This window comes from Halorubrum kocurii JCM 14978 (assembly GCF_000337355.1).
GTDB classification, from domain to species: Archaea; Halobacteriota; Halobacteria; order Halobacteriales; family Haloferacaceae; genus Halorubrum; species Halorubrum kocurii.
Genome location: NZ_AOJH01000076.1, coordinates 1 through 26,337 on the forward strand (window position 1 = coordinate 1; position 26,337 = coordinate 26,337).

At 71.1% G+C, this 26,337-nt stretch carries 25 protein-coding genes and 1 tRNA gene; 8 read left to right on the forward strand and 18 right to left on the reverse strand.

All coding sequences use genetic code 11. The features are described from left to right. Positions 1-2,036 (forward strand): heavy metal translocating P-type ATPase (locus C468_RS11865; protein ID WP_008849136.1); only part of this gene is annotated, 2,036 nt, incomplete at its 5' end. Positions 2,037-2,056: 20 nt separating this feature from the next. On the opposite strand, the gene C468_RS11870 is transcribed toward C468_RS11865, so the two are convergent. Further along, positions 2,057-2,299, reverse strand: a complete 243-nt coding sequence (locus tag C468_RS11870; protein ID WP_008849137.1) for a hypothetical protein — start codon at positions 2,297-2,299, stop codon at positions 2,057-2,059. A gap of 175 nt (positions 2,300-2,474) precedes the next feature. Here C468_RS11870 and C468_RS11875 point away from each other — a divergent pair, with 175 nt between their 5' ends. Beyond that, positions 2,475-3,260, forward strand: a complete 786-nt coding sequence (locus tag C468_RS11875) for an aldo/keto reductase (protein WP_049912208.1) — start codon at positions 2,475-2,477, stop codon at positions 3,258-3,260. A gap of 54 nt (positions 3,261-3,314) precedes the next feature. Here C468_RS11875 and C468_RS11880 read toward each other — a convergent pair whose 3' ends face one another. After that, on the reverse strand, positions 3,315-3,776 hold the full coding sequence (locus tag C468_RS11880; RefSeq protein ID WP_049912202.1) for a pyridoxamine 5'-phosphate oxidase family protein: 462 nt from the start codon (positions 3,774-3,776) through the stop codon (positions 3,315-3,317). A 145-nt stretch (positions 3,777-3,921) separates the two neighbouring features. Then, positions 3,922-5,805, reverse strand: a complete 1,884-nt coding sequence (locus C468_RS11885) for a S9 family peptidase (RefSeq protein WP_008849140.1) — start codon at positions 5,803-5,805, stop codon at positions 3,922-3,924. A gap of 135 nt (positions 5,806-5,940) precedes the next feature. Here C468_RS11885 and C468_RS11890 point away from each other — a divergent pair, with 135 nt between their 5' ends. After that, a complete protein-coding gene (locus C468_RS11890; RefSeq protein ID WP_008849141.1) occupies positions 5,941-6,990 on the forward strand; it encodes a glycosyltransferase in 1,050 nt (349 codons plus the stop codon). Between the two features lie 31 nt (positions 6,991-7,021). Here C468_RS11890 and C468_RS11895 read toward each other — a convergent pair whose 3' ends face one another. Then, on the reverse strand, positions 7,022-7,648 hold the full coding sequence (locus C468_RS11895; protein ID WP_008849142.1) for a plastocyanin/azurin family copper-binding protein: 627 nt from the start codon (positions 7,646-7,648) through the stop codon (positions 7,022-7,024). A gap of 245 nt (positions 7,649-7,893) precedes the next feature. Between C468_RS11895 and pyrE the strand changes: the two genes are divergently transcribed. Next, complete coding sequence (pyrE, locus tag C468_RS11900) at positions 7,894-8,442, forward strand: orotate phosphoribosyltransferase (protein WP_008849143.1); 549 nt, start codon at positions 7,894-7,896, stop codon at positions 8,440-8,442. Positions 8,443-8,477: 35 nt separating this feature from the next. On the opposite strand, the gene C468_RS11905 is transcribed toward pyrE, so the two are convergent. Further along, on the reverse strand, positions 8,478-9,440 hold the full coding sequence (locus C468_RS11905; protein WP_008849144.1) for an AAA family ATPase: 963 nt from the start codon (positions 9,438-9,440) through the stop codon (positions 8,478-8,480). A gap of 128 nt (positions 9,441-9,568) precedes the next feature. Between C468_RS11905 and C468_RS11910 the strand changes: the two genes are divergently transcribed. Beyond that, positions 9,569-9,653: transfer RNA gene (locus C468_RS11910), tRNA-Ser, on the forward strand. A 130-nt stretch (positions 9,654-9,783) separates the two neighbouring features. Here the strand turns inward: C468_RS11910 and C468_RS11915 are convergent. Then, complete coding sequence (locus C468_RS11915) at positions 9,784-10,095, reverse strand: hypothetical protein (RefSeq protein WP_008849145.1); 312 nt, start codon at positions 10,093-10,095, stop codon at positions 9,784-9,786. Positions 10,096-10,186: 91 nt separating this feature from the next. Here C468_RS11915 and C468_RS11920 point away from each other — a divergent pair, with 91 nt between their 5' ends. After that, a complete protein-coding gene (locus C468_RS11920) occupies positions 10,187-11,833 on the forward strand; it encodes an alpha-amylase family protein (RefSeq protein WP_008849146.1) in 1,647 nt (548 codons plus the stop codon). Positions 11,834-11,883: 50 nt separating this feature from the next. On the opposite strand, the gene C468_RS11925 is transcribed toward C468_RS11920, so the two are convergent. Further along, entirely contained in the window at positions 11,884-13,434 is a 1,551-nt protein-coding gene (locus tag C468_RS11925) for a (R)-citramalate synthase (RefSeq protein WP_193788258.1), read from the reverse strand. A gap of 309 nt (positions 13,435-13,743) precedes the next feature. Between C468_RS11925 and C468_RS11930 the strand changes: the two genes are divergently transcribed. Continuing rightward, the gene (locus C468_RS11930) at positions 13,744-14,232 is read left to right on the forward strand and encodes a cupin domain-containing protein (protein ID WP_008849148.1); all 489 of its coding nucleotides are present in this window, start codon (positions 13,744-13,746) and stop codon (positions 14,230-14,232) included. A gap of 35 nt (positions 14,233-14,267) precedes the next feature. On the opposite strand, the gene C468_RS11935 is transcribed toward C468_RS11930, so the two are convergent. The 6 genes from C468_RS11935 to C468_RS11960 all read right to left on the reverse strand — a co-directional run bounded on the left by C468_RS11935 (position 14,268) and on the right by C468_RS11960 (position 20,996). Beyond that, on the reverse strand, positions 14,268-14,930 hold the full coding sequence (locus C468_RS11935; RefSeq protein WP_008849149.1) for a CRISPR-associated protein Cas4: 663 nt from the start codon (positions 14,928-14,930) through the stop codon (positions 14,268-14,270). A 52-nt stretch (positions 14,931-14,982) separates the two neighbouring features. After that, on the reverse strand, positions 14,983-16,050 hold the full coding sequence (mfnA, locus tag C468_RS11940; protein WP_008849150.1) for a tyrosine decarboxylase MfnA: 1,068 nt from the start codon (positions 16,048-16,050) through the stop codon (positions 14,983-14,985). A 76-nt stretch (positions 16,051-16,126) separates the two neighbouring features. Beyond that, on the reverse strand, positions 16,127-18,460 hold the full coding sequence (gene ppsA, locus C468_RS11945) for a phosphoenolpyruvate synthase (protein WP_008849151.1): 2,334 nt from the start codon (positions 18,458-18,460) through the stop codon (positions 16,127-16,129). Between the two features lie 409 nt (positions 18,461-18,869). After that, on the reverse strand, positions 18,870-19,499 hold the full coding sequence (locus C468_RS11950; protein ID WP_008849152.1) for a hypothetical protein: 630 nt from the start codon (positions 19,497-19,499) through the stop codon (positions 18,870-18,872). A 136-nt stretch (positions 19,500-19,635) separates the two neighbouring features. After that, complete coding sequence (locus tag C468_RS11955; RefSeq protein WP_008849153.1) at positions 19,636-20,232, reverse strand: hypothetical protein; 597 nt, start codon at positions 20,230-20,232, stop codon at positions 19,636-19,638. After that, positions 20,229-20,996, reverse strand: a complete 768-nt coding sequence (locus tag C468_RS11960; RefSeq protein WP_008849154.1) for a nucleotide-binding protein — start codon at positions 20,994-20,996, stop codon at positions 20,229-20,231. Before C468_RS11960 ends, C468_RS11955 begins: the two co-directional genes overlap by 4 nt. Before the next feature lie 142 nt (positions 20,997-21,138). Between C468_RS11960 and C468_RS11965 the strand changes: the two genes are divergently transcribed. After that, complete coding sequence (locus C468_RS11965; protein ID WP_008849155.1) at positions 21,139-22,440, forward strand: MBL fold metallo-hydrolase; 1,302 nt, start codon at positions 21,139-21,141, stop codon at positions 22,438-22,440. 30 nt (positions 22,441-22,470) lie between these two features. Here C468_RS11965 and C468_RS11970 read toward each other — a convergent pair whose 3' ends face one another. The 5 genes from C468_RS11970 to C468_RS11990 form a co-directional block, all read right to left on the reverse strand. Then, a complete protein-coding gene (locus tag C468_RS11970; protein WP_008849156.1) occupies positions 22,471-22,752 on the reverse strand; it encodes a hypothetical protein in 282 nt (93 codons plus the stop codon). Between the two features lie 20 nt (positions 22,753-22,772). Further along, positions 22,773-23,045 carry a DUF7385 family protein gene (locus C468_RS11975; protein WP_049912204.1) on the reverse strand — a complete coding sequence of 91 codons (273 nt, stop codon included), beginning with the start codon at positions 23,043-23,045 and terminating at the stop codon, positions 22,773-22,775. A gap of 105 nt (positions 23,046-23,150) precedes the next feature. Beyond that, complete coding sequence (locus C468_RS11980) at positions 23,151-24,059, reverse strand: endonuclease V (protein ID WP_008849158.1); 909 nt, start codon at positions 24,057-24,059, stop codon at positions 23,151-23,153. Then, positions 24,060-25,034 (reverse strand): rhomboid family intramembrane serine protease, encoded by a 975-nt coding sequence (locus C468_RS11985; protein WP_008849159.1) that lies wholly within the window; start codon positions 25,032-25,034, stop codon positions 24,060-24,062. A 554-nt stretch (positions 25,035-25,588) separates the two neighbouring features. Further along, positions 25,589-26,293, reverse strand: coding sequence for a type I 3-dehydroquinate dehydratase (locus C468_RS11990; protein WP_008849160.1), 705 nt, complete (start codon positions 26,291-26,293; stop codon positions 25,589-25,591). Positions 26,294-26,337: the final 44 nt, after the last annotated feature.

A 26,337-nucleotide genomic window follows, 5' to 3' on the forward strand; every position in this document is an offset into this window, starting at 1 on the left:
GGCTCGCCGTCGGCGTGCTCGTCGGGATGGCGGTCATGCTCCAGTACATCGTCATCATCTACCCGACGTACTTCGCGTTCCCCTTCTACAACGAGCGGACCCTGGAGTACCTCGACCAGGCGATGGCCTCGAGCTCGGGGACGTACTTCTTCATCGTGATCGCCGTGTTGACGACGGTGGTCCTGTTCGTCACCGGGAAACCGATACTCAGGGGCGCGTACGTCAGCGCCCGGACGCGGTCCCCGAACATGGACTTACTCGTCGCGATCGCCGCGGTGAGCGCGTACGCGTACAGCACCCTCGCCGTGATCTTCGTCGAGTCGCCGTCGATCTACTACGACGTGACCGTCGCGATCATCGTGATCGTCACCGTCGGCAACCACTACGAGGACTCGATCAAAAAGCGCGCGACCGAGCTCCTCTCCGACCTCACCGCGGTGCAGGTCGACAGCGCCCGGCGGCTGGTCGACGAGGGGGACGCGGACGGCGCCGAGACCGAGGAGGTCGCCATCGACGACCTCGCCCCCGGCGACCGGCTGCTCGTGCGCGCGGGCGAGCGGGTACCGGTCGACGGCGAGGCGGTCGCGGGCGACGCGGCCGTCGACGAGTCGGTCGTCACGGGCGAGTCGATGCCGGTCAGGAAGACGCCGGGCGACGCCGTGGTCGGCGGCTCCGTGGTCGCGGACGGCTCCCTGACGGTCGCGGTCGGCCCGGACGCGACCTCCAGCCTCGACCGCGTCGCGGAGCTCGTCTGGGACCTCCAGAGCGGGAACCACGGCGTCCAGAAGCTCGCCGACCGGCTGGCGACGGTGTTCGTGCCGGTCGTGCTCGCGGTCGCGCTCCTCTCCGCGGGCGCGAACCTCGCGCTCGGCAACGGCGTGACGGAGGCGATGCTCGTCGGCCTCACGGTGCTCATCGTCTCGTGTCCCTGCGCGCTCGGGCTCGCGACCCCGCTGGCGGTCGCCGCCGGGATCCGCGACGCGCTCGAGCGCTCCATCGTGATCTTCGACGACACCGTCTTCGAGCGGATCCGCGGCGCCGACACCGTGGTCTTCGACAAGACCGGGACGCTCACCACCGGCGAGATGCGGCTGGTCGCGACCGACGTCGACGACGAGCTGCTCCGGCTCGCCGCCGCCGTCGAGGAGCGCTCTGCGCACCCGGTCGGTCGGGCCATCGCCGCGGCGCGCGCGAGTGACGGCGCGCTCGGCGATCCCGGATCCGCGTCGGACTCCGGGGCCGCGTCACCCGCGGTCGCCGACGGAGGGGAGGTAGCGTCGGAAGAGGCGAGCGGCGCCCTCGCGGTCACCGAGTTCGAGAGCCACGCCCGCGGGGTCTCCGGCGTCGTCGACGGCGTCGAGGTCGTCGTCGGGCACCCCGACCTGTTCGACGAACGGGGCTGGACGGTCTCAGACGAGATCCGCGAGACGGTCGCGGCGGCCCGCGACGTGGGGCGCGTCCCGGTCGCCGTCGGCCGCGACGGCGCCGCGGAGGGGGTCGTCGTGGTCGGCGACGAACTTCGCGAGGGGTGGGAGGAGACCGTGACCGCGCTCGCCGACGAGGGCGTCGAGGTGGTCGTGCTGACGGGCGACGACGAGCGCGCGGCGACCGTCTTCCGCGAGCACGACGCGATCGACTCGGTGTTCGCGGGCGTCCCCCCCGAGGGGAAAGCCGAGACGGTCGAGCGGCTGAAGGCGCGGGGGCGGACGGTGATGGTCGGCGACGGCACCAACGACGCGCCCGCGCTCGCCGCGGCCGACCTCGGTGTCGCGCTCGGCGGCGGGACCGCGATGGCGGCCGACGCGGCCGACGTGGCGATCGTCGACGACAATCTCGACTCCGTGGCGACCGTCTTCGAACTCTCGCGGGCCGCCGGCCGGCGCGTGAAGGGGAACATCGGCTGGGCGTTCTGCTACAACGCGGTCGCCATCCCGCTCGCGGTGGCCGGCCTGCTGAACCCGCTCTTCGCCGCGCTCGCGATGGGCGCCTCCAGCCTGCTCGTCGTGACGAACTCCTCGCGGGCGCTGCTGGAGTGACGGCCCACGAAAGGCCACGCTCAGTACATCAGCACGACGGTGAGGAGCCATCCGCTCCCGACGACGACCGACGCGGCGGTCGACGATCGAGTCGGCTCGGTCGGCGGATTCCGGAAGAGGATCTCGTAGAGGATGAGCGTGGACACGAGACTCCCCCCGGCGAGTCCTTGGTGAACGGCGACGGCGGGGTGGACGCTCGTCGCTGCACCGGCGAGTAGCGCCGCGGCGATCGCCGCGAGCAGCCAGTCGTAGTAGCTCGCCATCGGTGTCAACAGTTGTGACGCAGTCGCAAAGTATCGCCCGCCGCTTCCCGCGAATCGGTAACCGACAACCCGGATCGATCGGAGGGTCGGAACCGCAACCGACTTTCCCCTCACGCGACTACCGTCGCGTATGTCTCAGGAGTCACGGTCCTTCGACGTACCGACCAACGACGGGATGCCCGTGCTCGGGCTCGGGACGTGGGAGAACGACGACCCCGCGCAGTGCGCCGAATCGGTGACGACCGCGCTGGAGACCGGCTACCGCCACGTCGACACGGCCCAGATCTACGGCAACGAGGCCGCCGTCGGCGAGGGGATCGCGGCCGCCGACGTCGACCGCGACGACGTGTTCCTCGCCACGAAGGTGTGGATCGAGAACCTCGCGCCCGAGGACGTGGCCGCCTCGACCCGCGAGAGCCTCCAGAAGCTCGACACCGAGTACGTCGACCTGCTGTACGTCCACTGGCCGGCCGGCGCGTACGACCCCGCGGAGACGCTGCCCGCGTTCGCGGAGCTCCGCGACGACGGCCTGATCGACCGGATCGGGGTCTCGAACTTCGAGCCCGAACACCTCGACGCCGCGACCGACGCGCTCGGCGAGGCGCCGTTCGCGAACCAGGTGGAGATGCACCCGCTGCTCCGACAGGAGGAGCTGCGCGCGTACGCCGACGCCAACGACGTTGAACTGGTCGCGTACTCGCCGCTCGCCCGCGGGGAGATCCTCGACGACCCGGCCGTGGGCGAGATCGCCGAGAAGCACGGCGTCAGCGCGGCGCAGGTGAGCCTCGCGTGGCTCCGCGAGTCGGGCGTCACCGCAATCCCGAAGGCGACCGGCGCGGACCACATCGCCGACAACTGGGCGAGCCTCGGGCTCGAACTGGACGACGAGGACATCGAGACGATCGACGATCTCGGCCGGACCGACCGCCAGCTGAATCCCGACTTCGGCCCGGACTGGTAGGCTGACCGATCGCGGTGCCGCCCGTCGGAAACCGACACCGACGCGCCTCGCGCGTCAGTTCCCGCCGGTGTCCCGCTGTTGGAGCCCCGTCCACTCGTCGATCTCGAATCGGTAGCCGCGGACGCCGCGCATCGGATGGGCGGACGAGAAGACGTTCGGGTGCCACGCGTTCTCCATCGCGCTCCGGAGCTCGTCCCACTCTCCCTCCTCGACGGCCGTGATCGGGCCGGTCACGGAGACGCTCTGCCAGTCGTACATCGAGTCGGCGCGGTAGACGAGGAACCGACCCCGTCCCGCCTCGCTCACGAGCGTCTCCTTCCGGCTCTCGGTCCCGAACAGCAGGAAGACGAAGTACAGCGTCGCGTCCCCGTCGAAGCCGAACGAGACCGGGATGAGATACGGGAGGTCGCCGGTCGGGAGGCCGAGCGTTCCGACCCCCTCCGCTTCGAGGAGCTCCCGCATCTGACCCTCGCTCATCGAAGCCGCCGTAGACTCGGCGATTGCGTCGATACTCATGATAAATAATTATTGTCTTGGGTCATAAGGCTACTGCGGACCCTCTCCCGACGACAGCGGGGGAGTCCCGCCGAGGCGCGCACCGACGGGATGGAACGGTCGATCCCGGACCGGCTCCGCTCTCGGGGCCCGTCGGCTCTCCGCCTCAGACGTACTCAGCGAGAAAGTCGACGACCCCGCGGTACGCCTCGATGCGGTTCTCCAGCTTCGCGAAGCCGTGCCCCTCGTCGTCGAAGATCAGCTTGCGGACCGGGACGCCCTGCTCGCGCGCCTCCTCGACGATCTGCTCGGCCTCGTCGACGGGCACCCGGGGATCGTTCGCGCCGTGGAGGACGAACAGCGGCGACTCGATCGCCTCGATGTTGTTGATCGGCGAGATCGACTCGAGGAACTCCCGGTCCTCCTCGAGCGAGCCGTACTCGGCCTCGCGGAGCGACCGGCGCCAGTCGCCCGTGTTCTCCAGGAACGTGACGAAGTTCGCGATGCCGACGATGTCGACGCCGGCCGCCCACAGCTCGGGGTACTCGGTCAGCGCGGCGAGCACCATGAACCCGCCGTAGGAGCCGCCCATGGCGACGACGCTGTCGGGGTCGACCTCGGGGTGGTCGTGAAGCCACTCCACGCCCGCCCGGACGTCCGCGACCGAGTCCATCCGCTTCTCCACGTCGTCGAGCGCGGCGTACGCCTTCCCGTACCCCGACGACCCGCGCACGTTCGGCTCGAACACGGCGTAGCCGTTGTTCAGCAGGTACTGCTTGACCGAGGCGAAGGCGGGTCGCCGCTGCGACTCGGGCCCGCCGTGGATGTCGACGACGACCGGGTAGCCGCCTTCAGGCGGCTCCGTCTCCGGGACGGAGAAGAACGCGGGGATCTCCCGGCCGTCGAACGTGGGGTAGTGGACGAGCTCGGGCTCGACGAACGTGTCCGGCGGGATGCCGGCGGTCGAGGCCGCGGTCCAGCGCTCGCTCTCGCCGGTCGTCGCGTCCACGACGTGGACGTTCGCGTTGTGGGTGCTGCCGGTCGCGGTGATCGCGAAGCGGTCCCCGTCGGGGCCGAAGCTCACGCCGCCGGCGACGCCCTCGGGGAGGTCGGGGGCCGGAAACGGGTCGATCCGGTCCGGCTCGACCAGCTCGCCGACCGTGATCTCGGTGTAGCCGTCGACGTTGCGCGAGTAGACGACGCGGCGGGACTCCTCGTGGACCGCGACGCCGTCGACGTTCCAGCCGTCGTCGGCGCCGGGTTTCGCGGGGGCGTCGTCCGCGTCGTCACCGCCGTCGCCGGCTCCGCTCGCGCGTTCCGGGCCGTCCCCGGACGCGACGACCGAGAACCCGCCGGTCGCGAGGTCGAGCCGCTCCAACCGGAGCGTGTCGCTGTCGCGGTCGGTGACGAGGTAGAGTCCCTCGCCGTCGGGCCCCCACTCCGGGCTCCCGTACCGCACGTCGCCCTCGTGGGGCGTGTGATGAGTCAGGTCGCCGGTGTCCAGTTCGAGGGTGTACACGTCGTGGTCGAACGACGAGTGCGCCTCGTGGACGATCAGTCGGTCGTCGCTCGGCGACCAGCCGGCGACCGAGAGCCAGCCGTCGCCCTCGTACACCAGCTCCGCGTCGTCTCCGGTCGCGTCCCGGGCTTGGACGTACACGTCGAACACCGACTGGTCGCGCCGGTTGGACGCGAACGCGAAGCGGTCGCCCTCGCCGTCCCAGCCCCCCCAGCGGTGTTTCGACTCGGGGCGGTCGGTGAGGTCGGTGATCTCGCCGGACTCGTAGTTGAGCAGGTACAGCTGCGCGCGCTCGTTGCCCCCCTCGTCCATGCCGAAGACGGCCTCCGCGCGCTCGGGCGAGGAGTCGATGAAGGAGACCGACTCCTCGAAGAACGTGTGCTGTTCGGGCCACCCGAGCGGCTCGTCGAGCGACCACACCTGGCCGGTGCCGGTCGTGTTCAACAGGAAGGAGAGCCGTCCGTCGGGGCCCAGATCCGCTCCGCCGGCGTTCCGTACGTTGAGGTAGCGCTCGATGTCGTACCGGTGCATGGGGTCTGATTCCGGGCGCGGTGTGAAACCGTTTCGGGTGGGGGAACCGGTCGCACGGCCGCGAGCGGGTCGTCGATCCCCCGCGCCCCGGCGGATGCCGTGTCTTTTTACCCGCCCCAGCCGTCCGGTCGGCGTATGCGCGTCGCGTTCGTCTCGCTCTTCGCACCCGGCCACGGCGACACGCCGGCGCGGTCGCGGACGCGACGGATCGCCCGGGGGCTCGCCGAGCGCGGCCACGACGTGGTCTGGCTCTGCGCCCGCTGGTGGGGCGGCGACCACGACGCCTTCGAGGACGACGGGATCGCCTACCGGTCGGTGACGGTCGAGCCGTCGCCGTCGGCGTTCGCGGCCCGGCTCCCGCTCGCGCTCCGCCGCGTCGACCCCGACGTGGTCCACGCGGTCAACACCCCGCCGACGCCCGGAATCGCCGCGACCGCGGCGGGAACCCTCTCCCGAGCCCCCGTCGTCGTCGACTGGTGGCGCGACCACCCCGCCGACTCCCGGCGGCGGTACCGGCTGCTCGCCCGGCGGGCCGACGCCGTCACGACCCCGTCGCGGACGACCAAGACGCGGGTCCGCGAGCACGGCGCCGCCGGCGAGGACGTGCGGGTGATCCCCGAGAGCATCGACTTCGACCTCGTCGAATCAGCCGGCGTCGACGACCGGTTCGACGCGGTGTACGCCCGGCGGCTGGACCGCCACGCCAACGTCGAGACGTTCCTGCTCGGACTCGCGGAGCTCCGCGGCCGCGACTGGACCGCCGCGGTCGTCGGCGACGGCCCCGAGCGCGCGCGGATCGAGTCGACGGCGAGCGACCTCCGGATCGACGACCGTGTGTCGTTCCTCGGTGACCTCCCGCTCCGCGAGCGGGTGGCGCTGTTCAAGGGGACTCACGTCGCGGTGGCGACGGCGACGTGGGAGACGTTCGCGACCGATCTGCTGTGGGCGCTGGCGTGCGGCTGCGTCGCCCTCGTCGAGTATCAGGCGGACTCGAGCGCCCACGAGCTCGTCGAAGGGCGCCGGCGGGGCCGGCTGGTCACGAGCCCGGCCGAACTCGCGGACGAGTTCGTCGCCGTCGGCGACCTCGACCGGAAGTCGGTCGAGCGCGACTTCGCGTCCTACGACCGCGACGCGGTGCTCGACCGGGTCGTCGAGGCGTACCGCGGGCTCTCGGGCGGGGAGTAACACCGAACACCGCGCGAGCCGCGACGGGCGACTACTCGTCGTCTCGCGTGATCGTGCCGCCGTACTTCATGAAGACGAACGCGAGCCCGAGCGTGCTCACCATCGCGACGAACGTCGCGACGCTGAGCGCGCGGGCGCCCTGCGGGACGAACACGGCGTCGGATCCGCCGCCGCCGGTCGACTCCGTCTCGATGTCCTCGCCGACGGCGAGGCCGGCGTGCATGCCCACGTCGGTGTGGGGCACGCAGTGGTAGTGGGTGATCCCGACGTCCTCCTCGCTCGTCTCGTACTCGTAGGTCGCTCCCTCCTCGCCGACCGGGTCGCCGCTGTCGAGGCTGGCCGGTCCCTCGACGGTCTGGACGTTGTGTGCGCCGCCGTTCCCGGTCCACTCGAACGTGATCGTCGTTCCGGTGTCGACCCACAGGAGGGTCGGGTCGAAGGCGAGGCCCTGATCACCGGCGCCGACTTCGACGGTGATCTCGCTCTCGCCGCGGGCGTCTTCGTACGACCCCACGTTCCCTTCGGCCCCGCTCGGCCAGACCGGTTGTTCCTCCTGTGCCGCCGCGGTCCCCGCCGTCGTCGCCGTCGCCCCCGCGACGCCCGCCGCGCCGCCGGCGGTCCGGATGAACGTGCGCCGAGAGACGTCGTCCGTGCTCATACACCCCGGTTCGGGATGACCTGTAGTGAATATGTTGATCCGAACGTGATTTGGGCCCCTGGTCGAGGGAGTGATCGATAGCGGGAGCGAGTGGTGCAGTTTGTCGGCGGTGATACGATACTTAAAAACGTGTGGGCGACTGCGATGATCGCTCATAAACGACCGATCAGCCGAATTGAGACACGTACTCCCGGCCCCGCTCGCGTTTCGACCCGTTTATAATCGGCGACGCGCGCTGTCTGGGTATGTCTGACGACGACCGACGGGGCGAGCTGGTCGCAGCGCTGCGGGCGGCCGACGCCGTCAAATTCGGCGAGTTCGAGCTCTCGCACGGCGGGACGAGCGACTACTACGTCGACAAGTACCTCTTCGAGACCGACCCGGACGCGCTCCGGCTGATCGCCGAGGCGTTCGCCGACCGGCTCGCCGACACCGACGCGACGCTCGCGGGCGTCGCGCTGGGCGCGGTCCCGCTCGTGGCCGTCACGGCCGCCGAGATGGGGCGCCCGTACGTCATCGCGCGCAAGCAGGCGAAGGAGTACGGCACGGGCAACCGCATCGAGGGCCGGCTCGACGAGGGCGAGGAGGTCGTCGTGTTGGAGGACATCGCCACGACCGGGCAGTCCGCGGTCGACGCCGTCGAAGCGCTCCGTGAGGCGGGCGCGACGGTCGACCGCGTGCTGGTCGTCGTCGACCGCGAGGAGGGCGCTTCGGAGCTGTTAGCCGACCACGACATCGAACTGGAGTCGCTGCTCACGGCGACCGAGCTGCTGGCGGAGCGGGACGCGGAGTAGCCCGGTTCGGGCGGTTCCGCCCCTTTACACCGACGTCAGGCCTCGCCCGCGTCCACCGTCGGCACCGCGACCCGATCGAGCACGTCGGCGATCACGTCGCGTTTGTCGGTGTCGTTGACGGCGGCGTCCGGGGTCAACACGAGCCGGTGGGCGAGCGCCGGCTCCGCGACGCGTTTCACGTCGTCGGGCGTGACGAACTCGCGGCCGGCGACGACCGCGGCGGCCCGCGCCGTCTCGAAGAGCCGCTGAGTGCCGCGCGGGGAGACCCCCACGTCGACGCGGCGGTCCGTCCGCGTCGCGCGGGCGACCGACGCCATGTACGCCAGCAGGTCGTCGTCGACCCGGACCGTTTCGGGCACCTCGCGGAGGTCCGCGACGGCGTCCGGATCGAGCACGCGCTCGACCGTCGGCGCCTGCGCGACGCGGCCCGCGCGCCGGCGGAGCAGCTCGACCTCCCCCTCATCGTCCGGGTACCCGATCGCGGTCTTGATCGTGAACCGGTCGAGCTGGGCCTCGGGGAGCGGGAACGCGCCCTCGCTCTCGACCGGGTTCTGGGTGGCGATGACGTAGAAGGGCTTCGGGAGGTCGTGGGTCTCCCCGTCGACGGTCACCTGCCCCTCCTCCATCGCCTCCAGCAGGGCGGCCTGCGTCTTCGGCGGCGCGCGGTTGATCTCGTCGGCGAGCACGACGTTCGCGAAGATCGGCCCGGGCGAGAAGGCGAAGGAGCCGTCGCGCTCGTCGAACACGTTGGTCCCGGTCACGTCGCTGGGGAGGAGGTCGGGCGTGAACTGGACCCGCGAGAACTCCAGGCCGAGCGCGGCCGCGAACGAGCGCGCGGAGAGGGTCTTGCCGGTGCCGGGCACGTCCTCTAGGAGGACGTGACCGCGGGCGAGGATGCCGAGCGTGACGCGGTCGAGGAACTCGCGGTCGGCCACAACCGCGCCGCCGACCTCGTCGACGACGCGGGAGCAGGCCGCCGCGGCTTCGGGGACGTCCATACCGCCACCACGCGATCCCCGCCGAAAAGCGTTGTCGGGAGGACGGCCGAACAGCGGTCGTCGTCGACGCCCCCGGCGGCGTCGGCGATCGAAACGCATAACAGCGGAACCTGCCAACCGAAGGATGAGCCGAGGTAGCCTAGCCTGGCCAAGGCGGTAGATTCGAAATCTACTGTCCATTCGGACACCGGAGTTCAAATCTCCGCCTCGGCGCTTCTTTCGGACGCTCGACTCGCGAGCGACCGCTCTCGTTCCGCCGGTCGGTGACGGCCGTCCGTCGCGGTCCACGCGGGCCCCAGCCGGGCCCGGTCGACGTGGGCCCGAGCCGGCGCGGGCCGACCGCCTACGGCTCTCCGCCGAGCGACTCCTGCTCGGGTCCGGAATCGCCGCGGAGCCGCCGCCGGCGCTTGTCGTAGGCCGCCTCGAGCTTCGCGTTCGTCGCCCGCGAGACGAGGTAGAGATCGGTGTCGTCGCCGTCTCGGGGGTGGGCGCTCGCGACCCAGACGTGGCCGTCTCCGGTCGAGAGGTCGGCCGCCCACCGCTCGGCGGCCGCCCGGCTCTCGAACGCGTGGCGGGGGCCGTCCTCGAAGACGAGTCGCCCGACCTTCGCGTTGCGCTTGCGAGCGGACGGTTTGACCGCGACGACGACGCTCACGGGCGTCGTTCGGACGGCAATCGGTTAAAAACCTCGTCAGACGACGGTCGAAATCGCAAGAGACCAAACCCCGGGTTCCGTACCGCGGCGTATGAGCGACCGGGCCTGGTACGAGGACGCGACGATCTACTCGTTGGACGTCAAGACGTTCAACGACAGCGACGGAGACGGGTGGGGAGACTTCACGGGCGCGATCGAGCGGCTCGGCTACCTCGACGAGCTCGGCGTCGACGCCGTGTGGATCCGCCCGTTCTATCCGAGCCCGCTCCGGGACAACGGGTACGACGTCGCCGACTACTACGCCGTCGACGACCGGCTGGGGAGCCTCGCCGACTTCCGCGAGTTCGCCGACCAGGCGCACGAGCACGGGATACGGGTGATCACCGACCTCGTCTTCAACCACACCTCGAACGAGCACGAGTGGTTCCAGCGCGCTCGCGAGGACCCCGAGTCCGAGTACCACGACTACTACCTGTGGACGAGCCATCCGGAGGACGCACACCAGCGCGGCAACATCTTCCCCGAGTACGAGGACGGCGTCTGGTCGTACGACGAGGTCGCCGGCAAGCACTACTTCCACCAGTTCTACGGCCACCAGCCCGACCTCAACGTCGCGAACCCCGTCGTCAGAGCGGAGCTGTACGACGTGCTCCGGTTCTGGCTCGACCAGGGCGCGGACGGGTTCCGGATCGACGCCGCCCACCCGATGCTGATGCCGAAGGGCCACAACGCGACCACTCTCGACGAGACCGAGCTCGGCGAGTCCATCGAGCTGTTCAAAGAGATGCGGCGGGTCGTCGAGGCGGAGCAGTCCGACGCGGTGCTGCTCGCCGAGGCCGACGACGAGCCGGAACACCTCGACTACTACTTCGGCGACGGCGAGGCGTTCAACCTCCAGTTCAACTTCGTCATGAACGCCCATCTCACGTACGCGGTGGGCGTGAAGGACACCTGGCCGCTCCAGCGGGCCGAAGAGATCCTCCCCGACGTCTCCGACGTCGGCGGGTGGGTGAACTTCCTGCGGAACCACGACGAGTGGAACCTGCTGAAGCTCCCCGAGGAGGCGTTCCAGCACGCCCGCGAGTACTTCGCCGACGACGCCGGGGACTCCTGGATCTTCGAGCGGGGCCACCGGCTGCGGCTCGCCGACCTGTACGGCGGCGACCGCGATCGGATCGCCGTCGCCCACAGCCTCCTCCTCTCGCTCCCCGGCTCCGTCGCGCTCCAGTCGGGCGACGAGATCGGAATGGGGGCCGACCTCTCGCTCCCGGAGCGCGAGGCCGTCCGCACGCCCATGCAGTGGGACGACTCGCCGAACGGCGGGTTCTCGGCCGCGGCCCCCGAGGACTGCTACAACCCCGTGGTCGACGAGGGCGAGTACGCCTACGACCGCGTGAACGTCGCCGCGCAGCGCGGCGATCCCGACTCGCTGCTCTCGCGGGTCGAGGCGCTCGTGTCGGCCCGCGACGCGTGCCCGGAGATCGCCCGCGGCGACTACCGAACCCCCGACTGTGACCACAAGGAGACGCGCGTCCACCGGTTCGACCACGAGGGGACGGTCCTCCTCTGCGCGCACAACCTCGCGGACGAGTACCGCGAGGAGATCGTCGGGTTCGACGTCGACCCGGACAGCGTGGAGCACGTCGTCGGCGACGGCGGTCACTCCGTCGCGGAGGGCGGCGTCACGTTCGAGCTCGACGCCTGCGACTACGCGTGGCTGCGCGGAGAGAAGCGGTAACGCGGCCGAGCGGAGCGACGGCGCCTCGGAGCGACGCGAGTCCGTCCCCGTCAGTCGTCCGCGAGCGAGGCGGCGTCCGGGACCGACCCGTCCTCGGCGGCGGCCGAGAGCAGGCGGTCGAGCCCGTCGACCATCGCGACGACGCTGGCGCGGGTGATGTCGGCGTCGGTCGCGGAGACCGAAACGGACCGGTCGCCGCGCGACAGGTCGACTTCGACGGTGACGACGGCGTCGGTCCCGCCCGTGATCGCGTCGACGTGGTAGGAGTCGAGGTCGAAGGAGACGCCCTCGACGGCGGAATCGCCCGCCAGCGCGGCCCGGACCGCCTCCAACCCGGCGTCGACGGGGCCGGACCCGGTGCCGGAGGCGACCCGCTCGTCGTCGCCGACGCGGAGCCGGACCGACGCGGTCGGGAGGTTCCCACCCGAGGTGGCCGACAGGTCGACGAGCTCGACGCGGCGGTCGCGCTCGCGGCCCTGCACGTCCTCGGTGATCGCGAGCAGGTCGGCGTCAGTGACGCGCTTCCCGCGGTCCCCGAGCTCTTTCACGCGGCTCACGACCTGGCTCAGCTCGTCGGCGTCGACCGCGACGTCGTGCTCGGCGAGGGCCGCTTTGACCCCCGCGCGCCCGGCGTGTTTGCCGAGGACGAGCCGCCGTTCCCGCCCCACCGTCTCGGGCGGGTACGGCTCGTACATCGTCCCGTCCTTCAGCGTCCCGTCGGTGTGGATCCCGGACTCGTGGGCGAAGGCGTTGGCGCCGCAGACCGCCTTATTCGGCGGGAGCGCGACCCCGGTCGCCTCCGAGACGGTCCGGCAGAGCCGATAGAGCCGCTCCAGCTCGACGGTGTCGATGCCGTACGACTGGTCGAGCGCGATGGCGACCTCCTCTAAAGCGACGTTGCCGGCGCGCTCGCCGACGCCCATGACGGTCCCGTGGACGGTGTCGGCGCCCGCCTTCAGCCCGGCGTGGACGTTCGCCACGCCGAAGCCGAGGTCGTCGTGGGTGTGGAGGCTCGTCGGGCCGCGGTCGGCGAGCCGAGAGACGACGTCCGCGGTGCGTTCCGGGTCGGCCGCGCCGACCGTGTCGCAGTAGCAGATCCGATCGGCACCGGCGTCGAGCCCGGCGCCGAGCAAGCGTTCGAGGTAGTCGAGGTCGGCGCGCGAGCCGTCCTCGCCGAGCACCTCGACCCACAGGCCGTGGTCTTTGGCGTACTCGACGAGCTCGACCGTCGTCTCGACCACCTCGTCGCGGGTCGACCCGACCTTCGTCTCGACGTGCTTGTCCGAGGCGGGGACGACGAGATTCACGCCGTCGACGCCGCAGTCGAGCGCGTGGTCGATGTCGGCCTTCACGCCGCGGGCGAAGCTCGTCACGGTCGCGTCGAGTCCCTCGCTCGCGACCCGGCGGATGGCCTCTCGCTCGCCGTCAGAAGTGCACGCCGAGCCGGCCTCGATCAGGTGCATCCCGGCCGCGTCGAGCTCGCGGGCGATGTCGACCTTCTCGGCCGGCGTCAGCGAGACGCCCGGCATCTGCTCGCCGTCGCGCAGGGTGGTGTCTAACAGCTGTACCTCGTCGAGTGTGGTGAGTGGTGTTCGGGTCAAAAGGAAGTCCGTCGGCTCGTCGGTGGGTTCGGGGCCGGTACCGCCGCGGGGCGGTCGTGCCCCGGTGTCGTTATCGCCGGAGAATTTCGCGGCCAGCCGCCGTGAGGCGACTTCCTCTATCCTCCGAACGACCACGATCGTCTCGTGTCATTCGTGTCCGTGCCGACGCGTCACACACTGATAAGTCGTCGGGTCGCGACAGGTTTGACCGAGCCGAGGCTCACGGCGCGTCGGGCGCCCGCTGTCGGACGGCGACCGGAGGGCCGAGGTCGGGGATACGATTATACGGCCGCCCTCGGACGGGTCGGTATGCGGAAAGCCGCGATCGACGACGTCGACGTCGTCACGAACCCGATGGGTGTCCACGACGTTCGAAAGCCGGTCTCGCGGGCGATCGGCACCGAACACGTCGCGATGAACTACTTCGAACTCGCGCCGGGAGACGAGTTCTCGGGCGGGCTCCACACGCACCGCGATCAGGAGGAGGTGTTCTACGTGCTCTCGGGGACCGCCACGTTCGAAGTGGGCCGAGACCGCGAGCGGGTCGACGTCGGCGCCGGAGAGCTGATCCGGTTCGCACCGGGAGAGTTCCAGTCCGGCTTCGTCCGCGAGGACGCCGACGAGGACGTCGCCGCGTGGGCGTTCGGCGCACCCGGCGCGCGACACGACTGGGACCAGATCGAGTCGCTGATCGAGTGCCGCGAGTGCGGCGAGGAACGCACGCACGCGACCGAGCTGACCGACGAGGGGCGGTTCCGGTTCACGTGCAACGACTGCGGGACCTCCTTCTCTCCGTAGCCGCCACCGAACGCGCGGCCGTTTCGGCCGCCGTCTCACCCCAGCAGCGACCGGACCGATCGCCGCTTCGTCCCGCACCGTTCCCGGTACTCGCAGGCCGAACAGCGGTCGTCGTCGACGCGCGCCGGCGGGCCATCGATCGCCCGCGCGGCCCGCAGCGCCCCTCGGTAGGCGGCCTTCTTCCGGGTCGTGAGGCGGACGTCGCGGACGGCGCCGACGCTCGGGTACTCGACGAGCGCGCGCGGCACCTCGCGCTCGCGCTCCCACGCGACCGCCTTCGCGACGGCGACGGCCCTGACCGCCTGCGGCTCCCAGACGCCGTTCGTCGGCGGCTCGCCCGGCGAGACGACGCTGGGAACGGGCGGGTCGACGTCCGTCTCACCCGCGAGAACCTTGTGGACCCTCCCGTGACACTCCCTTCCGGATCGGAAGACGCGCTCGCGTTCGGGGTCGGCGAGCCGGTCGTAGTCGCCGCGCTCGCGGAGCCGCGAGAGGTTCCGGCGGTACGCGGCTGGCGAGCGGCGGATCGGCAGTCGTCGGAGCGTCGCGTCCGGCGCGTCGACGAGCGAGGGATACCGAAAAGCGAGGTCGATCCGAGCGCGCGCCTCACCGGGTACGCCTCGGTCGTCGTCACGGCGCGCGTAGTAGAGCTGTCGCGGGCAGTAGGCGGCGCGGGCGAGGTCGCTGAAGGCGATCACGGCGGGGATGGCCGCGGTTTCGGTGAAAAGGAGTCGGTGCCCTCGCGGCCGGTCACTCCCGTATCCGATCGAGGTCCGCCACGAACGCTCGGAGCGTCTCCCGCGTCACGTGGGGCATGCAGACGACGCGCAGCTCGCCGCCGCCCGTCCGCGAGACTTTCCAGCCCGCCTCCCGCAGCGCGTCGAACTCGGGCTCCGGGAGCGCCGCCGCGACGAGCGGGAGCTCCGGTTCGACCACGTCGTACCCGCGATCGCCGAGCGCCCCGGCGAGCCACTCGGCGTTGGCGGTCGCGCGCTCGACCGCGTCGCGGTAGCCGTCCGGCCACAGCGCCTCCATCGCGGCCACGGCTCCGGCGACGCCAGCGCCGCTCCGCGTTCCCGTCAGCGTCGCCTGCGACCGCGTCTCCAGGTAGGGCGTGTCGACCGCGAGCGCGTCCAGCGCCGCGGCGTCGCGGGCGATGAGCCCGCCGGCCGGCACCGCCGCCTGTCCGAACTTATGCGGGTCGATCGTCAGCGTGTCGACGGCGCCGTCGCCGAACGACCACTCGGCGTCGGTGAAGGGGAGCACGAACCCGCCCCACGCCGCGTCGACGTGCATGACCGCCCCCGCCTCCCGAGCGATCCGCGCCAGCTCCGGGATCGGGTCCACCCGGCCGTACTCCGTGCTCCCGGCGACGCCGACGACCAGTGCGGTCGATTCGTCGACGGCGGCCGCGACGGCGTCGGTCCGGGCTCGAAAGTCGTCGTCGACCGGGACGGTCCGGAGCTCCACGTCGAGCAGCTCCGCGGCCTTGTGGAACGAGAAGTGGCCGCTCTCGGGGACGACGACGTTCACGTCGCTCGCGTCGTGGCGGTTTCGCGCCGACCGCACCGCCTGCACGTTCGCCTCGGTACCGCCGGAGGTGACGTACCCCGTCGCGTCGGTCGGCGTCGGGTGGTCCGTAAGCGTCGCGAGCAGCTCGACCGCGCGCTCCTCCAGCGACGCGATCGCCTCGTACGTGGCCGGATCGCCCGGATTCGTCGCGAGGAACCGCTCGGCCGCCTCCCGTGCCGCGGGATGCGGCTCGGTACACATCGACGAGAGCACCCGGTCGAACGACTGCGGCTCGGGCTGCTGCATTCGACCGAACGTTGCCGCGGAGGGTCTTACCCGTTCCGCTCCGAGCGCTCTCGATCGGGCGGCTGCCGCGCCCGCGTCAGCGGACCGAGTCGAGGAGGAGCCGCTGTTCGGTCCGTTTCACCTCGTGTTGCACGTCGCGGACCGCGTCGATGTTCGCGGAGATGGAGGAGACGCCCGCCTCCACGAGGAACTCGACCATCTCGGGCTTCGATCCCGCCTGTCCGCAGATGCTGGTGTCGACGCCGAGCTCCCGGCACGTCTCGATCGTGTCGCCGATGAGCCGTAACACCGCCGGATGGAGCTCGTCGAACCGACCGGCGACGTGCTCGTTGTTGCGGTCGACCGCCAGCGTGTACTGCGTGAGGTCGTTGGTGCCGAAGGAGGCGAAGTCGATGCCGGCGGCCGCCAGCTCCTCGATCTGCAGCGCGCTCGCGGGGGTCTCGATCATCACGCCCCAGCGGTGCGTCTCGGGATCGATCCCGGAGTCGCGCATGTGTCGCTTGATCCCCTCGACGTCGCTCGCGTCGTTGACGAGCGGGAACATCACCTCGAGGTTGTCGTACCCCATCTCGTAGAGCCGGGCGAACGCGGCCAGCTCCTGCCGGAACGGCTCGGGCTTGTCGAGGCTCCGCCGGATCCCGCGCCAGCCGAGCATCGGGTTGTGTTCGGCCGGCTCGCCGTCGCCGCCCTCGAGCTCTCGGAACTCGTCGGTCGGCGCGTCGATCGTCCGGACCCTGACCGGTCGCGGGTAGAACTCGTCGGCGACCCGTCGGACGCCCTCGATGATCTCGTCCTGATACGCGCGGGCGCCGTGGTCGGCGATGTACTTCTCGGGGGTCTTCCCGAGCGACAGCACCATGTGTTCGATCCGGAGCAGGCCGACGCCGTCAGCGCCCGTCGCCGCGGCGCGCTCGGCGGCCTCCGGGATCGAGACGTTCACCTTCACCTCCGTCGCCGTCATCGGCTTGACGGGGGTCTCCGGCCGCGCCGCCTCGACCGGTTCGAACTCCTCGCCTGGCTCGGCCTCCTCGTCGGTCCCGGCGCGGACGGTTCCCTTGTCGCCGTCGAGCGTGACGTTCTGTCCGTCGTTCAGGAGCCGCGTCCCGTTTCCGGAGCCGACGACCGCGGGCACTCCGAGCTCTCGGGAGATGATCGCGGCGTGGCTCGTCATGCCCCCCTCGTCGGTGACGATCCCGGCGGCGCGTTTCATCGCGGGAACCATGTCCGGCATCGTCATCTCGGTGACCATCACGTCGCCCTCCTCGACTTGGTCGAGGTGGTCGAGCTTGTGCACGATCCGGACGGTACCGGAGACGACGCCCGGGCTGGCGCCGAGCCCGTCGACGAGGACGTCCGCGTCGTCGTCCGCGGTACCGCGGTCGCCGCCGTTCGCGGTGGCGTCGCCGCTCGTCCCGGCCTCGCCGGCGCTCTCGTCGGACGCCGCGTCGCTCCCGGCGTCTTCCTGAATCGTCGTGATCGGGCGGGACTGCAGCATGTAGATGTCGCCGTCGAAAACCGCCCACTCCACGTCCTGCGGCGTCCCGTAGTGGTCCTCGACGCGCTCGCCGAGCGCCACGAGGTCCTCGATCTCGGCGTCGGAGAGCACCCGGTCGTTTCGGCGCTCCTCGTCGACTTCGAGCGTGACGGTCTCGCCGGTCTCCGGGTCTTTGACCATCTCCACCTTCTTGTCCGCGACGGTCACCTCGTCGACGGTGCCCCGCTCGCGGTCGTACACGTAGTTGTCGGGCGAGACCGTGCCGGAGACGACCGCCTCGCCGAGCCCCCACGCGGCCTCGATCGTGATCTGCGGGTCGCCGGTGGACGGGTGGCTGGTGAACATCACGCCCGACTTCTCGGCGTCGACCATCCGCTGGACGACGACCGCGATGTCGACCTCGGCGTGGGGGAACCCCCGCTGCTGCCGGTAGTAGATCGCCCGCTGGGTGAAAAGCGACGCCCAGCACTCCTTCACCCGTCGGATCAGGTCCTGTTCGCGGACGTTGAGGAACGTCTCCTGCTGGCCGGCGAACGAGGAGTCCGGGAGGTCCTCGGCGGTCGCGGACGAGCGCACCGCGACGAACGCCTCCTCGCCGTCCTCGCCCATCGTTCGATACCTGTCGACGATCTCCTCGCGAACGTCGTCGGGAAGGGGCGTCTCCAAGATCAGCTCCGCCGCCGTCTCCTCGGCGGCTCGGAGCGCGGCGGAGTCCTCCGGATCGACGTCGACCGCGGCGAACAGCTCCTCGTCGATCCCCGCCTCCTCGATGAAGGTGCGGTACGTCCCCGCCGTGACGGTGAACCCCGGAGGGACCGGGAGTCCAGCGCCGATGAGTTCGCCGAGCGAAGCCGCCTTCCCGCCGACGGTCCCGACGTCGTCGGCGTCGACATCCTCGAGCCAGAGTACTGCCATTCGTGTGTGCGGAGGATCCGAGAGCCGACGTATGAAGCTTCCGGCCTGTGCAACTGTGAATAAAAGATTACTCGCGGTCGAGTGATCCCCAAGACGCGGTGGCTCGACACGACTGATCCGGCGCCGGCCGGCTGACGCTCCGCCGATCGAGCCGGGTCACTCAGGGTTCATGTGGGGTCACCGCCCGCTACGGTCACGGGTTTAATTACGGACGCGGGCAGGAACGCGGGGGAGGGCCGAAGCGATCGGGGAACGACGAACCGGTAGACGGCTCGTAAAACCGCGTATGGTCCGTCCACTGGAATACTTATCTCCCGATTCAACAACACAATCTGTAACATGTTACAGGAGTTGTAACACCGCTGCTGTCCGGTCGCCAGCGATCGGTCGGTCCCGTCCGCTCGCCCCGTCACGCCGACGCGAGCCGCTCTCGCTCCGCGCGCAGGAGTCGCTCCCAGAGACCGAACAGACGGCTGTCGAGCCCGTAGCTCTCGTCCACCCGCCGGACCCACGCGTCGTCGGCGAACAGCAGCCGCTGGAAGCGACGCACGGGCTCGGAGAGCCGATCGCGGTCGCCGCCGTAGTACGACAGCGACTCTTGCCGGGTTCGATCGACGAGCGCCGCCGGGACCTCGACCCCGTCAGCGGCCGCGGCGTGGTCGAACCACTCGAGGTGCAACAGGGCGTCGGCAAGCAGGAACCGCTCGCGGAACCCGGAGACGCGGGCGAGCGCCGGCCTCCCGTCGATCGTCACGTCCCGCGGTCGAGAGAACCGCGGCGCGGCGACCGTTACCGCTGCCGCGTCCGCGACCGCGGCGGCGACCCGGCGGAGCCGCCACTCCCCGTACCTGACCGGGGCTATCAGCCCCAGCTCGTACCACGTCGGGAGCCACTCGCAGTACGGCTCGGAGAACCGGCCGTCGGCGAGCAGCGTCGCCGCGACGGACCGGGCCGCCGCGGGAGACAGCCCCAAGGGGTCCTCGCGGAGGTCGGCCGCGATCCGCGTGCCGTCGAGCGCGTCGGCCCCTTCGAACCCCATCTCCTCGGCGACGTGGCGGGTGTACGCGCGGCTCGCGGCGTACCAGTCGGCGAAATCGTTCGGGGCGGTCAGGCGGAGGAGGCGGAGGACGGTGATGGCCGGAGTACGGGACGGACCGACCTAACTGCTGTGGCGTTCAGCCGTCGAACTCGTCTCCACCCTCCCCCGCGAGCGCGTCGTCGAGCCCCCACTCGGCGGCGCGCTCTGCCGCCTCCGAGCGCGCCTGTTCGCGGATCGCCTCGATCCGCTCGTCGTCTTCGAGGAACGCGGCGACCGCGTCGCCGCCGTCGTCGCGCCCGGCGTCCAGCCGCTCGTCCGGGGCCGCGTCGCGTGTGCGGTCGGCGAGGGCTTGGTCGTCCGCGAGCTCGGTCGCCACGGCGCCCGGCGCGACCCGGAGCGCCTCCTCTTCGTGGGCGGTTTCGAGCGCGCCGTCGTCGACCGCGTACAGCTCGACGCGGTAGGGGCCGGGCACCGCGAGCTCGGCAAGGGCGTCCGGGCCGCCGCTGTCGCTCACCGTGTTGTACGCCAGCACTGGGACGCCGTCGGCAAAGGTGACGACGCCGCGGGCGTCGCCCTCCAAGAGGAGCGTCTCCTGCGGTACGAGCGTCGCGTAGCCGGTGAGTTCCCTGTCCAGCGCCCGGGCGAGCGTCGTGCCCACGTCGGAGACGACGCGCGACCGCAGTAGGTCCCCGCGGGGGATCCGTAGCTCCGCCGACGACGCGGTCCGGGTCATGGCGTGTCGGGCACGACCGCGCTCCGGAAGCGGTCGGCGACGGCCCCCTCGTCGCCGTCGCGCACGTCGAGCCGGGCGGCGGCCCGACGGTAGCTGGCGGCCGCCCCGCTCTCCGGGGCGTGCGCGAGCAGGGGCTTCCCGGCGCGGCGGGCGTCCCGGACCACGTCGCTGTCGGGGACGTTCGCGAGGACGGGGCCGCCGAAGCGACGCTCGGCCTGCTCGGTCACGTCGGCGGCGTCCTCGCGGACCTTGTTGAACAGCACGCCAGCGGTCTCCGTCCCGTACGAGCGCGCGTACTCCTGGACTTTCAGCCCGTCCGAGAGCGCGGGGATCGTCGGCTCGACGACGATCACGACGCGGTCGGCCAGAACGACCGGCAGCACTGCCGACTTCGAGCCGAGCGCGGCCGGCGAGTCGAGCAGCAGCACGTCGGCGTCGCTCGCGAGTTCGGCGACGACCTCGCGGAGGCGACCCGGCTCGGCCGCCTCGAAGCCCGCGAGCGAGGTTCCACAGGGGACCACGGAGAGCCCGAACCGGTCGTAGGTCGCTTCCGAGACCGTCGTCGCGGTCCCCTCCACGAGGAGGTCGTGGAGGGTGACCGCCGCGTCGTCGAGCCCGGCGTGGAACAGCAGGTTCGCCATCCCCGTGTCGGCGTCGACGACGGTGACGTCGTGCTCCTCCGCGAGCGCCATCCCCAGCGCGAGCGTGCTCGTCGTCTTCCCCGTGCCGCCCTTCCCGCTGGCGACCGCGAACGCCTCGACCATGCGCCGACGTGTCGGGTCGCCGGGCTAAAACCTGTCCATCGCGGGCGCGATCTGGGCGCCGCCGCGGCCCGACCGCACTGGACCGCCGCCGCGGCCCGATCCCACCGGACAGCGTTTTGCCGTTCGGCCCCAACCATGGACCATGCCAACCGTCATCGACGCCGACGCCTTCCGCGACAGGATCGACGAGCGGCGACGCGGCGAGCGGTCGTTCGCCCTCGTCGACACCCGGCCCCGCGAGAGCTACGAGAGCTGGCGGATCGCCGACTCGATCCACTACTTCTACAAGCCGTTTCACGAGTTCGACGTCGACGACTTTGAGGCCCGGACCGGGCTCGGACCGGACGACGCGGTCGTCACAGCCTGCGCGAAGGGGAAGGCGTCGCTCGACTTCGCCGAGGCGCTCGAGGCGGCCGGCTACGACGACGTGACGGTCGTCGAAGACGGGATGCGCGGGTGGTCGGGCGTGTACGACCGGACCGCGGTCCCGCTCCCCGGCGCGGGCGACGACCCGCTCGAGGTCGTCCAGATCCAGCGGCGCGCGAAGGGGTGTCTCGGCTATCTCGTGGTGGGGGGATGGGCTGATACCGCCGCCGCCGATCCCGATGGCTCCGACCGCGTCGCCATCGCCGATCCCGATGGCTCCGACCGCGTCGCCATCGCCGTCGACGTCTCCCGTCACGGCGACGAGTGGCGGGCGGCGGCCGCCGAGCGCGACGCGTCGATCGCGGCGGTCCTCGACACGCACGTCCACGCCGACCACCTCTCCGGCGGCCGAGCGCTCGCCGACGAGCTCGGCGTCCCCTACTACCTGCCGGCGGCGGCCGCCGAGCGCGACGTGTCGTACGCGTTCGAACCGCTTTCGCGAAACGAGACGCTCGACCTCGGCGGCGTCGACGTGAAGGCGCTCGCGACGCCCGGTCACACCGACGACGGCGCGAGCTACCTCGTCGGGCGGTCGGCGGTGCTCACCGGCGACACGCTCTTCACCGACAGCGTCGGCCGGACGGAACTGCAGTTCGCGGCGGGGGACGACGCGGAGGGTGGGACGGAGGATGAAACCGCCGGCGCGGCGACCGGCGCCGAACGCCTCTACGACTCGCTCCACGGCACGCTGCTCGCGGAGCCGGACGACGTCGTCGTCTGTCCCGGGCACTTCGCGGTCGCGAACGACGGGACGACCGGCGGCGTCGTTCCCGGCGAACCCGTGACGACGACGGTGGGCGCTGCGCGCCGCGGTATCGACGTGCTCGGCCTCGACCGCGAGGCGTTCGTCGAGCGCATCACGGCGACGCTTCCGGAGAAGCCGCCGAACTACGAGTCGGTCATCGCCGCCAATCGCGGCGTCGAGTCGCCGCCGGACGAGACCGCGGCGATCGAGCTGGAACTCGGTCCCAACCGCTGCGCGGCGGACGCGGGCGGCGAGTCGACGGCCGACGACTGACGGCGGCCGACGACTAACGAGCGCCGGCCGTCACTCGCTCTCTCCCTGTGTCGCGATTCGATCCGCAAGGTCCCGCGCGGCGGCGACGTGGTCGTCGGCCTCGCGGTCGCCGGTCCCGTCGATCTCGGCGAGCAGCGTCCGGATCTCGCCGGCCCGCCTGACGGCGGTCGGTTCGTCGACACCACCGGCGATCTCCGCGGCCAGCGCCTGCGCCTCGCCGAGCCGCCAGCCCGCCTCGCGTTCCACGGGGCGCTCCTCTGTGGCCGCGAGGTGTTCGTGTAGGGCGGCGGCGGGATCGGACTCGTCGCTCATCGGTCCGTCATCGTCTGCGCTCACTCGTCGTGGATGAACACGAGCCGCTTCGACTCGGTGTTACAGAGGCAGAGGTCGATCCCGTCGCGGGTCGCGCCGATCTGCTGCCAGCCGTGGTCGCTGACGAACAGCGTCTGAAAGACGCCGCGGTCGCAGTCGGGGTTCGGACAGCCGACGCCGGCGGCGTTCTTATAAACGGTCGTCCCGCCGCCGGAGCTCTGGCGGACCAGTCCGTCGCGCAGCGAGCGGAACTCCTCTGCAGTCATCGGGCCCTCGGTCTCCTCGTCTCCCATGTCTCCGCGTTCGCAGTCCATGATATTTAAACCGCCTGACCGTGGCAATTGCTCACACATCATTCGGCCGCAACCGCCCTCCCCGCGTCGCGGTCCCTCCCGCTCTCAGGTCGCGTCTCGCTTCGCGGCGTCGGCGTACGCGTCTGCGATCCGGGTCGGCTCCGGGAGCTTGTAGCCCGCGCACAGCGCCTCGACGAACTCGACGGTCGTCCCGGGTGACACGCGGTGGCCGGGGCTCACGTACAGCGGGTTCACGCGCCGGCTGTTCGGGTACTGTCGCGACTGGTAGGCGTGACCGATGACGGTCTCGGAGTCCGAGGCCGCCGTCTCCACAGCATCGTCCGCCCGGATCGGCGTTCGCCACCCCGCCGGCCGCTCGGCGGTCGGCTCGTCGGGCTTACCGCACAGCAGGCTCTTCGCGACGCCGACGCTCGGCACGTCCAGCAGGACCCCGACGTGGGTCGCGACGCCGGCCTCCCGGAAGTGGATCCGACCGGAGCCGTCACAGACCAACAGGTCGGGCTCCGCTTCGAGGGCGTCCAGCGCCGCCAGCATCGGCTCTCCCTCGCGGAACGCGAGCAGCCCCGGGACGTAGGGGATCGAGAGCGGCGTGGTCGCGCTCGCGTACTCGATCACCTCGCCGTCGCGGATCGCGACCGCGGCGGAGACGGCGCGGTCCTCACCGTCGTCGGGCGTCAGAAACGCCTGGTCGACGCCGACGACGACCGGGGACGCCGACTCGCCGGCGTCCGGGCCCGTGCCCGGCAGCGTCTCCTGGTCCCCGTCCGGCGCCGTCTCCCGGCGCGCGTCCGGCAGCCCGTCCGTGAGGTCCGCCGGTTCCTCGCTCGCGACCGCCTCCGGGTCGATCCCGTGGTCGTCCGCGAACGTCGCCGTCGCCGCCAGCTCGCGCTGGAGCGACTGCATCTCGGTCCGGGAGAGCGCGGGGTCGGGGAGGAACTCGGGGTGCGCGAGGTCGTTCGGGCCGCCGCGCGAGGGGTCGCCCGCGGGCGTCATTCAGAATCGACCGCCGGGGCCGCCCGGTCCTCTGGGGCCGCCAGGTCCCCTCGCGCCGCCCATCTGTATCCCGCCAGGGCCGCCCGCGGACCGCGCGAGGCTCTCGTTGCGCTTGCCGTACGCGAGCCCGATCGCGAAGCCGATCAGGTGCGCGAGATGCGCGATGCCGCCGACGCCGCCCGTGCCGGTCTGGATCACGAGCACGGCCGAGACGAGCGCGATCCCCCACGTCAGGTACTTGATCTTCATGGGGATCACGAAGAAGAGGAGCACCTGCATGTTCGGCCGCCAGACGGTGAGCACGCCGAGGATCGCGAAGCCGGCGCCGCTGGCGCCGAGCACGCCGACCGTCGGCGCGCCGGTCGCGATCGCGAACAGGACGTGGCCGAGGCCGGCGAGGATCCCCGCGCCGAAGAAGAACGCCACGAAGCGCCGGGAGCCGACCGCGCGCTCGACGAGGGGGCCGAAGAACAGGATCACGATGCTGTTGCCGATGATGTGGAACAGCCCGACCCGCGAGTGCGACAGCACTGAGGTCACCCACGTCCAGACGTTTCCGAGCGCGTCCGATCGGAGGACGAAGATCTGGCTGTGGGCGGCGTCGCCGAGGGTGAGCGTCACGGCCCACTGCGCGAGGAAGGTGATCCACATCGCCGCCAGCAGGGCGTACGTCGCGTTCCCGCGGAGGTAGCTGACGACCCCCCCCGTGCTGGTCTCGCGGTCGATCCGTCGCTTGATGCGGCCCGTGACGCCGGCCGATGAGCCGGAGCCCGACCCGCCCGAACTCCCCGACCCGCCCGCGTCGACGCTCTCGTCGAACCCGCTGTCGAAGACGCCGCCGGGGTCGTCCCACTCGGCGAGGCCCGGACAGTTGTGGTTCTCGGGCAGGCGGTGGTCGGCGCAGAACGTCTGGCCGCACCGTTTACACTGATACGGGAGGTTCTCGTACTCCCCACACACGTCGCACGTCGCCATTACTCCCCCTTACAGGGGCGCTCGTAAAGCGGTTTGGCTCTTTACGCGGTTTATCGTGAGTCGGTCGGCGGCCCTGCTGATGACTTATAAACCGTCTCTGATGGTATCGCCGCGAACACCTCTTAAGACCCAGCTACTCGCTCATAAGTGGTTGACTACGGATCGGCGGCGAACACCTCTTAAGACCCAGCTACTCGCTCATAAGTGGTTGACTACGGATCGGCGGCGAACACCTCCAAAGCCCCAGCCGGGAGGACTCGATGCGCTCGCTGCGCTCCTCGTTCGTTCGCTCCGCTCACTCACTGCGGTGCTTACGTCGCGCGTCTTCGTCCTCCCGGCTGCCCCTTTGAACCCCGCCCCGCCAGCACAGCAACCGCACCTCACGCCTCCCCAGCCTCGTCGGGCGCGTCTTCGGGCTCCCTTCGGTCGCCCTCGTCGCGCCCGACTCCCTCGCGCGTGCGACTCGCGCCCAAGGGGCGCTCGTCGGCACGCGCCACCACACCGTATTCACGTATAAACAGTCGCCGCAGCTGCGGTCGTTCACTTATAAATAGTCACTCGCCTGCGTCGCCTTCCCGCAGCCCGTCGACGAGGTCTCTGAGCGTCGCGAGCGGGTACTGTCCGGGTGCGGTCGCGTTCGCGGGATCGACGGGCGCGTAACCGATCTTCGAACCGTAGATCGGGGTGACCGCACGAGTGTGGCGGCCGGGCTCGCCCATGCACATCGTCGCGACGCGGTGGCCGGCGGCGGTCGCCTCGTGGGTCGCCTCGATCATCGCGAGCGCGTCCGCCGGCGCGGTGGCGGTCGTCGCCAGCTTCCCCACGTCGCCCTCGCTCGCGGCGTCGGCGAGCAGGTCGACGAGCGCGGCGGACTCCGGCGTGGACTCGAAGTCGTGGACCGAGACGACCACGTCGACGCTCTCCTCGCGGGCCGCGTCGCGGAGCGCGGTTGCGTGCGACCGCTCGCCCTCGGGCGCGTTCCCGCGGAGGGCGGCCAGTTCGATGTCGACCGCGGCGACCGCGTCGTACCCGAGCGCGGTCGAGAGCGCGTCGAAGCGGGCGAGGTCGTCGGCCTCGCCGCCCTCCCACGATGCCCGGTTCGTGACGAGCAGCGGGAGCTCGCCGTCGTACGCGTCGAGCTGGGCGAGGGGGTCGCTGGCGAGGTCCATCCGGAACTCCACGGCGTCGGCGTCCTCGCGGGCGCGCGGCTCCTCCGAGAGGTCGGCCGTGCTCGCGGTCAGGACGAACTCCTCGAACATACGCGGGCGTTCCGCGGCCGGGGACTTAGCTGTGTGCGTCCGGC

What these genes read in the sequence shown, in the direction of transcription:
- C468_RS11930 (WP_008849148.1), top strand. Translation starts at nt 13,744, where the DNA reads ATGCGGAAAGCCGCGATCGACGACGTCGACGTCGTCACGAACCCGATG.
- C468_RS11950 (WP_008849152.1), bottom strand. Translation starts at nt 19,499, where the DNA reads ATGGGGTTCGAAGGGGCCGACGCGCTCGACGGCACGCGGATCGCGGCC.
- mfnA (WP_008849150.1), bottom strand. Translation starts at nt 16,050, where the DNA reads ATGCAGCAGCCCGAGCCGCAGTCGTTCGACCGGGTGCTCTCGTCGATG.
- C468_RS11975 (WP_049912204.1), bottom strand. Translation starts at nt 23,045, where the DNA reads ATGGGAGACGAGGAGACCGAGGGCCCGATGACTGCAGAGGAGTTCCGC.
- C468_RS11870 (WP_008849137.1), bottom strand. Translation starts at nt 2,299, where the DNA reads ATGGCGAGCTACTACGACTGGCTGCTCGCGGCGATCGCCGCGGCGCTA.
- C468_RS11880 (WP_049912202.1), bottom strand. Translation starts at nt 3,776, where the DNA reads ATGAGTATCGACGCAATCGCCGAGTCTACGGCGGCTTCGATGAGCGAG.
- C468_RS11965 (WP_008849155.1), top strand. Translation starts at nt 21,139, where the DNA reads ATGCCAACCGTCATCGACGCCGACGCCTTCCGCGACAGGATCGACGAG.
- C468_RS11955 (WP_008849153.1), bottom strand. Translation starts at nt 20,232, where the DNA reads ATGACCCGGACCGCGTCGTCGGCGGAGCTACGGATCCCCCGCGGGGAC.
- C468_RS11905 (WP_008849144.1), bottom strand. Translation starts at nt 9,440, where the DNA reads ATGGACGTCCCCGAAGCCGCGGCGGCCTGCTCCCGCGTCGTCGACGAG.
- C468_RS11985 (WP_008849159.1), bottom strand. Translation starts at nt 25,034, where the DNA reads ATGGCGACGTGCGACGTGTGTGGGGAGTACGAGAACCTCCCGTATCAG.
- C468_RS11885 (WP_008849140.1), bottom strand. Translation starts at nt 5,805, where the DNA reads ATGCACCGGTACGACATCGAGCGCTACCTCAACGTACGGAACGCCGGC.
- pyrE (WP_008849143.1), top strand. Translation starts at nt 7,894, where the DNA reads ATGTCTGACGACGACCGACGGGGCGAGCTGGTCGCAGCGCTGCGGGCG.
- C468_RS11890 (WP_008849141.1), top strand. Translation starts at nt 5,941, where the DNA reads ATGCGCGTCGCGTTCGTCTCGCTCTTCGCACCCGGCCACGGCGACACG.
- C468_RS11960 (WP_008849154.1), bottom strand. Translation starts at nt 20,996, where the DNA reads ATGGTCGAGGCGTTCGCGGTCGCCAGCGGGAAGGGCGGCACGGGGAAG.
- C468_RS11920 (WP_008849146.1), top strand. Translation starts at nt 10,187, where the DNA reads ATGAGCGACCGGGCCTGGTACGAGGACGCGACGATCTACTCGTTGGAC.
- C468_RS11895 (WP_008849142.1), bottom strand. Translation starts at nt 7,648, where the DNA reads ATGAGCACGGACGACGTCTCTCGGCGCACGTTCATCCGGACCGCCGGC.
- C468_RS11875 (WP_049912208.1), top strand. Translation starts at nt 2,475, where the DNA reads ATGCCCGTGCTCGGGCTCGGGACGTGGGAGAACGACGACCCCGCGCAG.
- C468_RS11980 (WP_008849158.1), bottom strand. Translation starts at nt 24,059, where the DNA reads ATGACGCCCGCGGGCGACCCCTCGCGCGGCGGCCCGAACGACCTCGCG.
- C468_RS11970 (WP_008849156.1), bottom strand. Translation starts at nt 22,752, where the DNA reads ATGAGCGACGAGTCCGATCCCGCCGCCGCCCTACACGAACACCTCGCG.
- ppsA (WP_008849151.1), bottom strand. Translation starts at nt 18,460, where the DNA reads ATGGCAGTACTCTGGCTCGAGGATGTCGACGCCGACGACGTCGGGACC.
- C468_RS11990 (WP_008849160.1), bottom strand. Translation starts at nt 26,293, where the DNA reads ATGTTCGAGGAGTTCGTCCTGACCGCGAGCACGGCCGACCTCTCGGAG.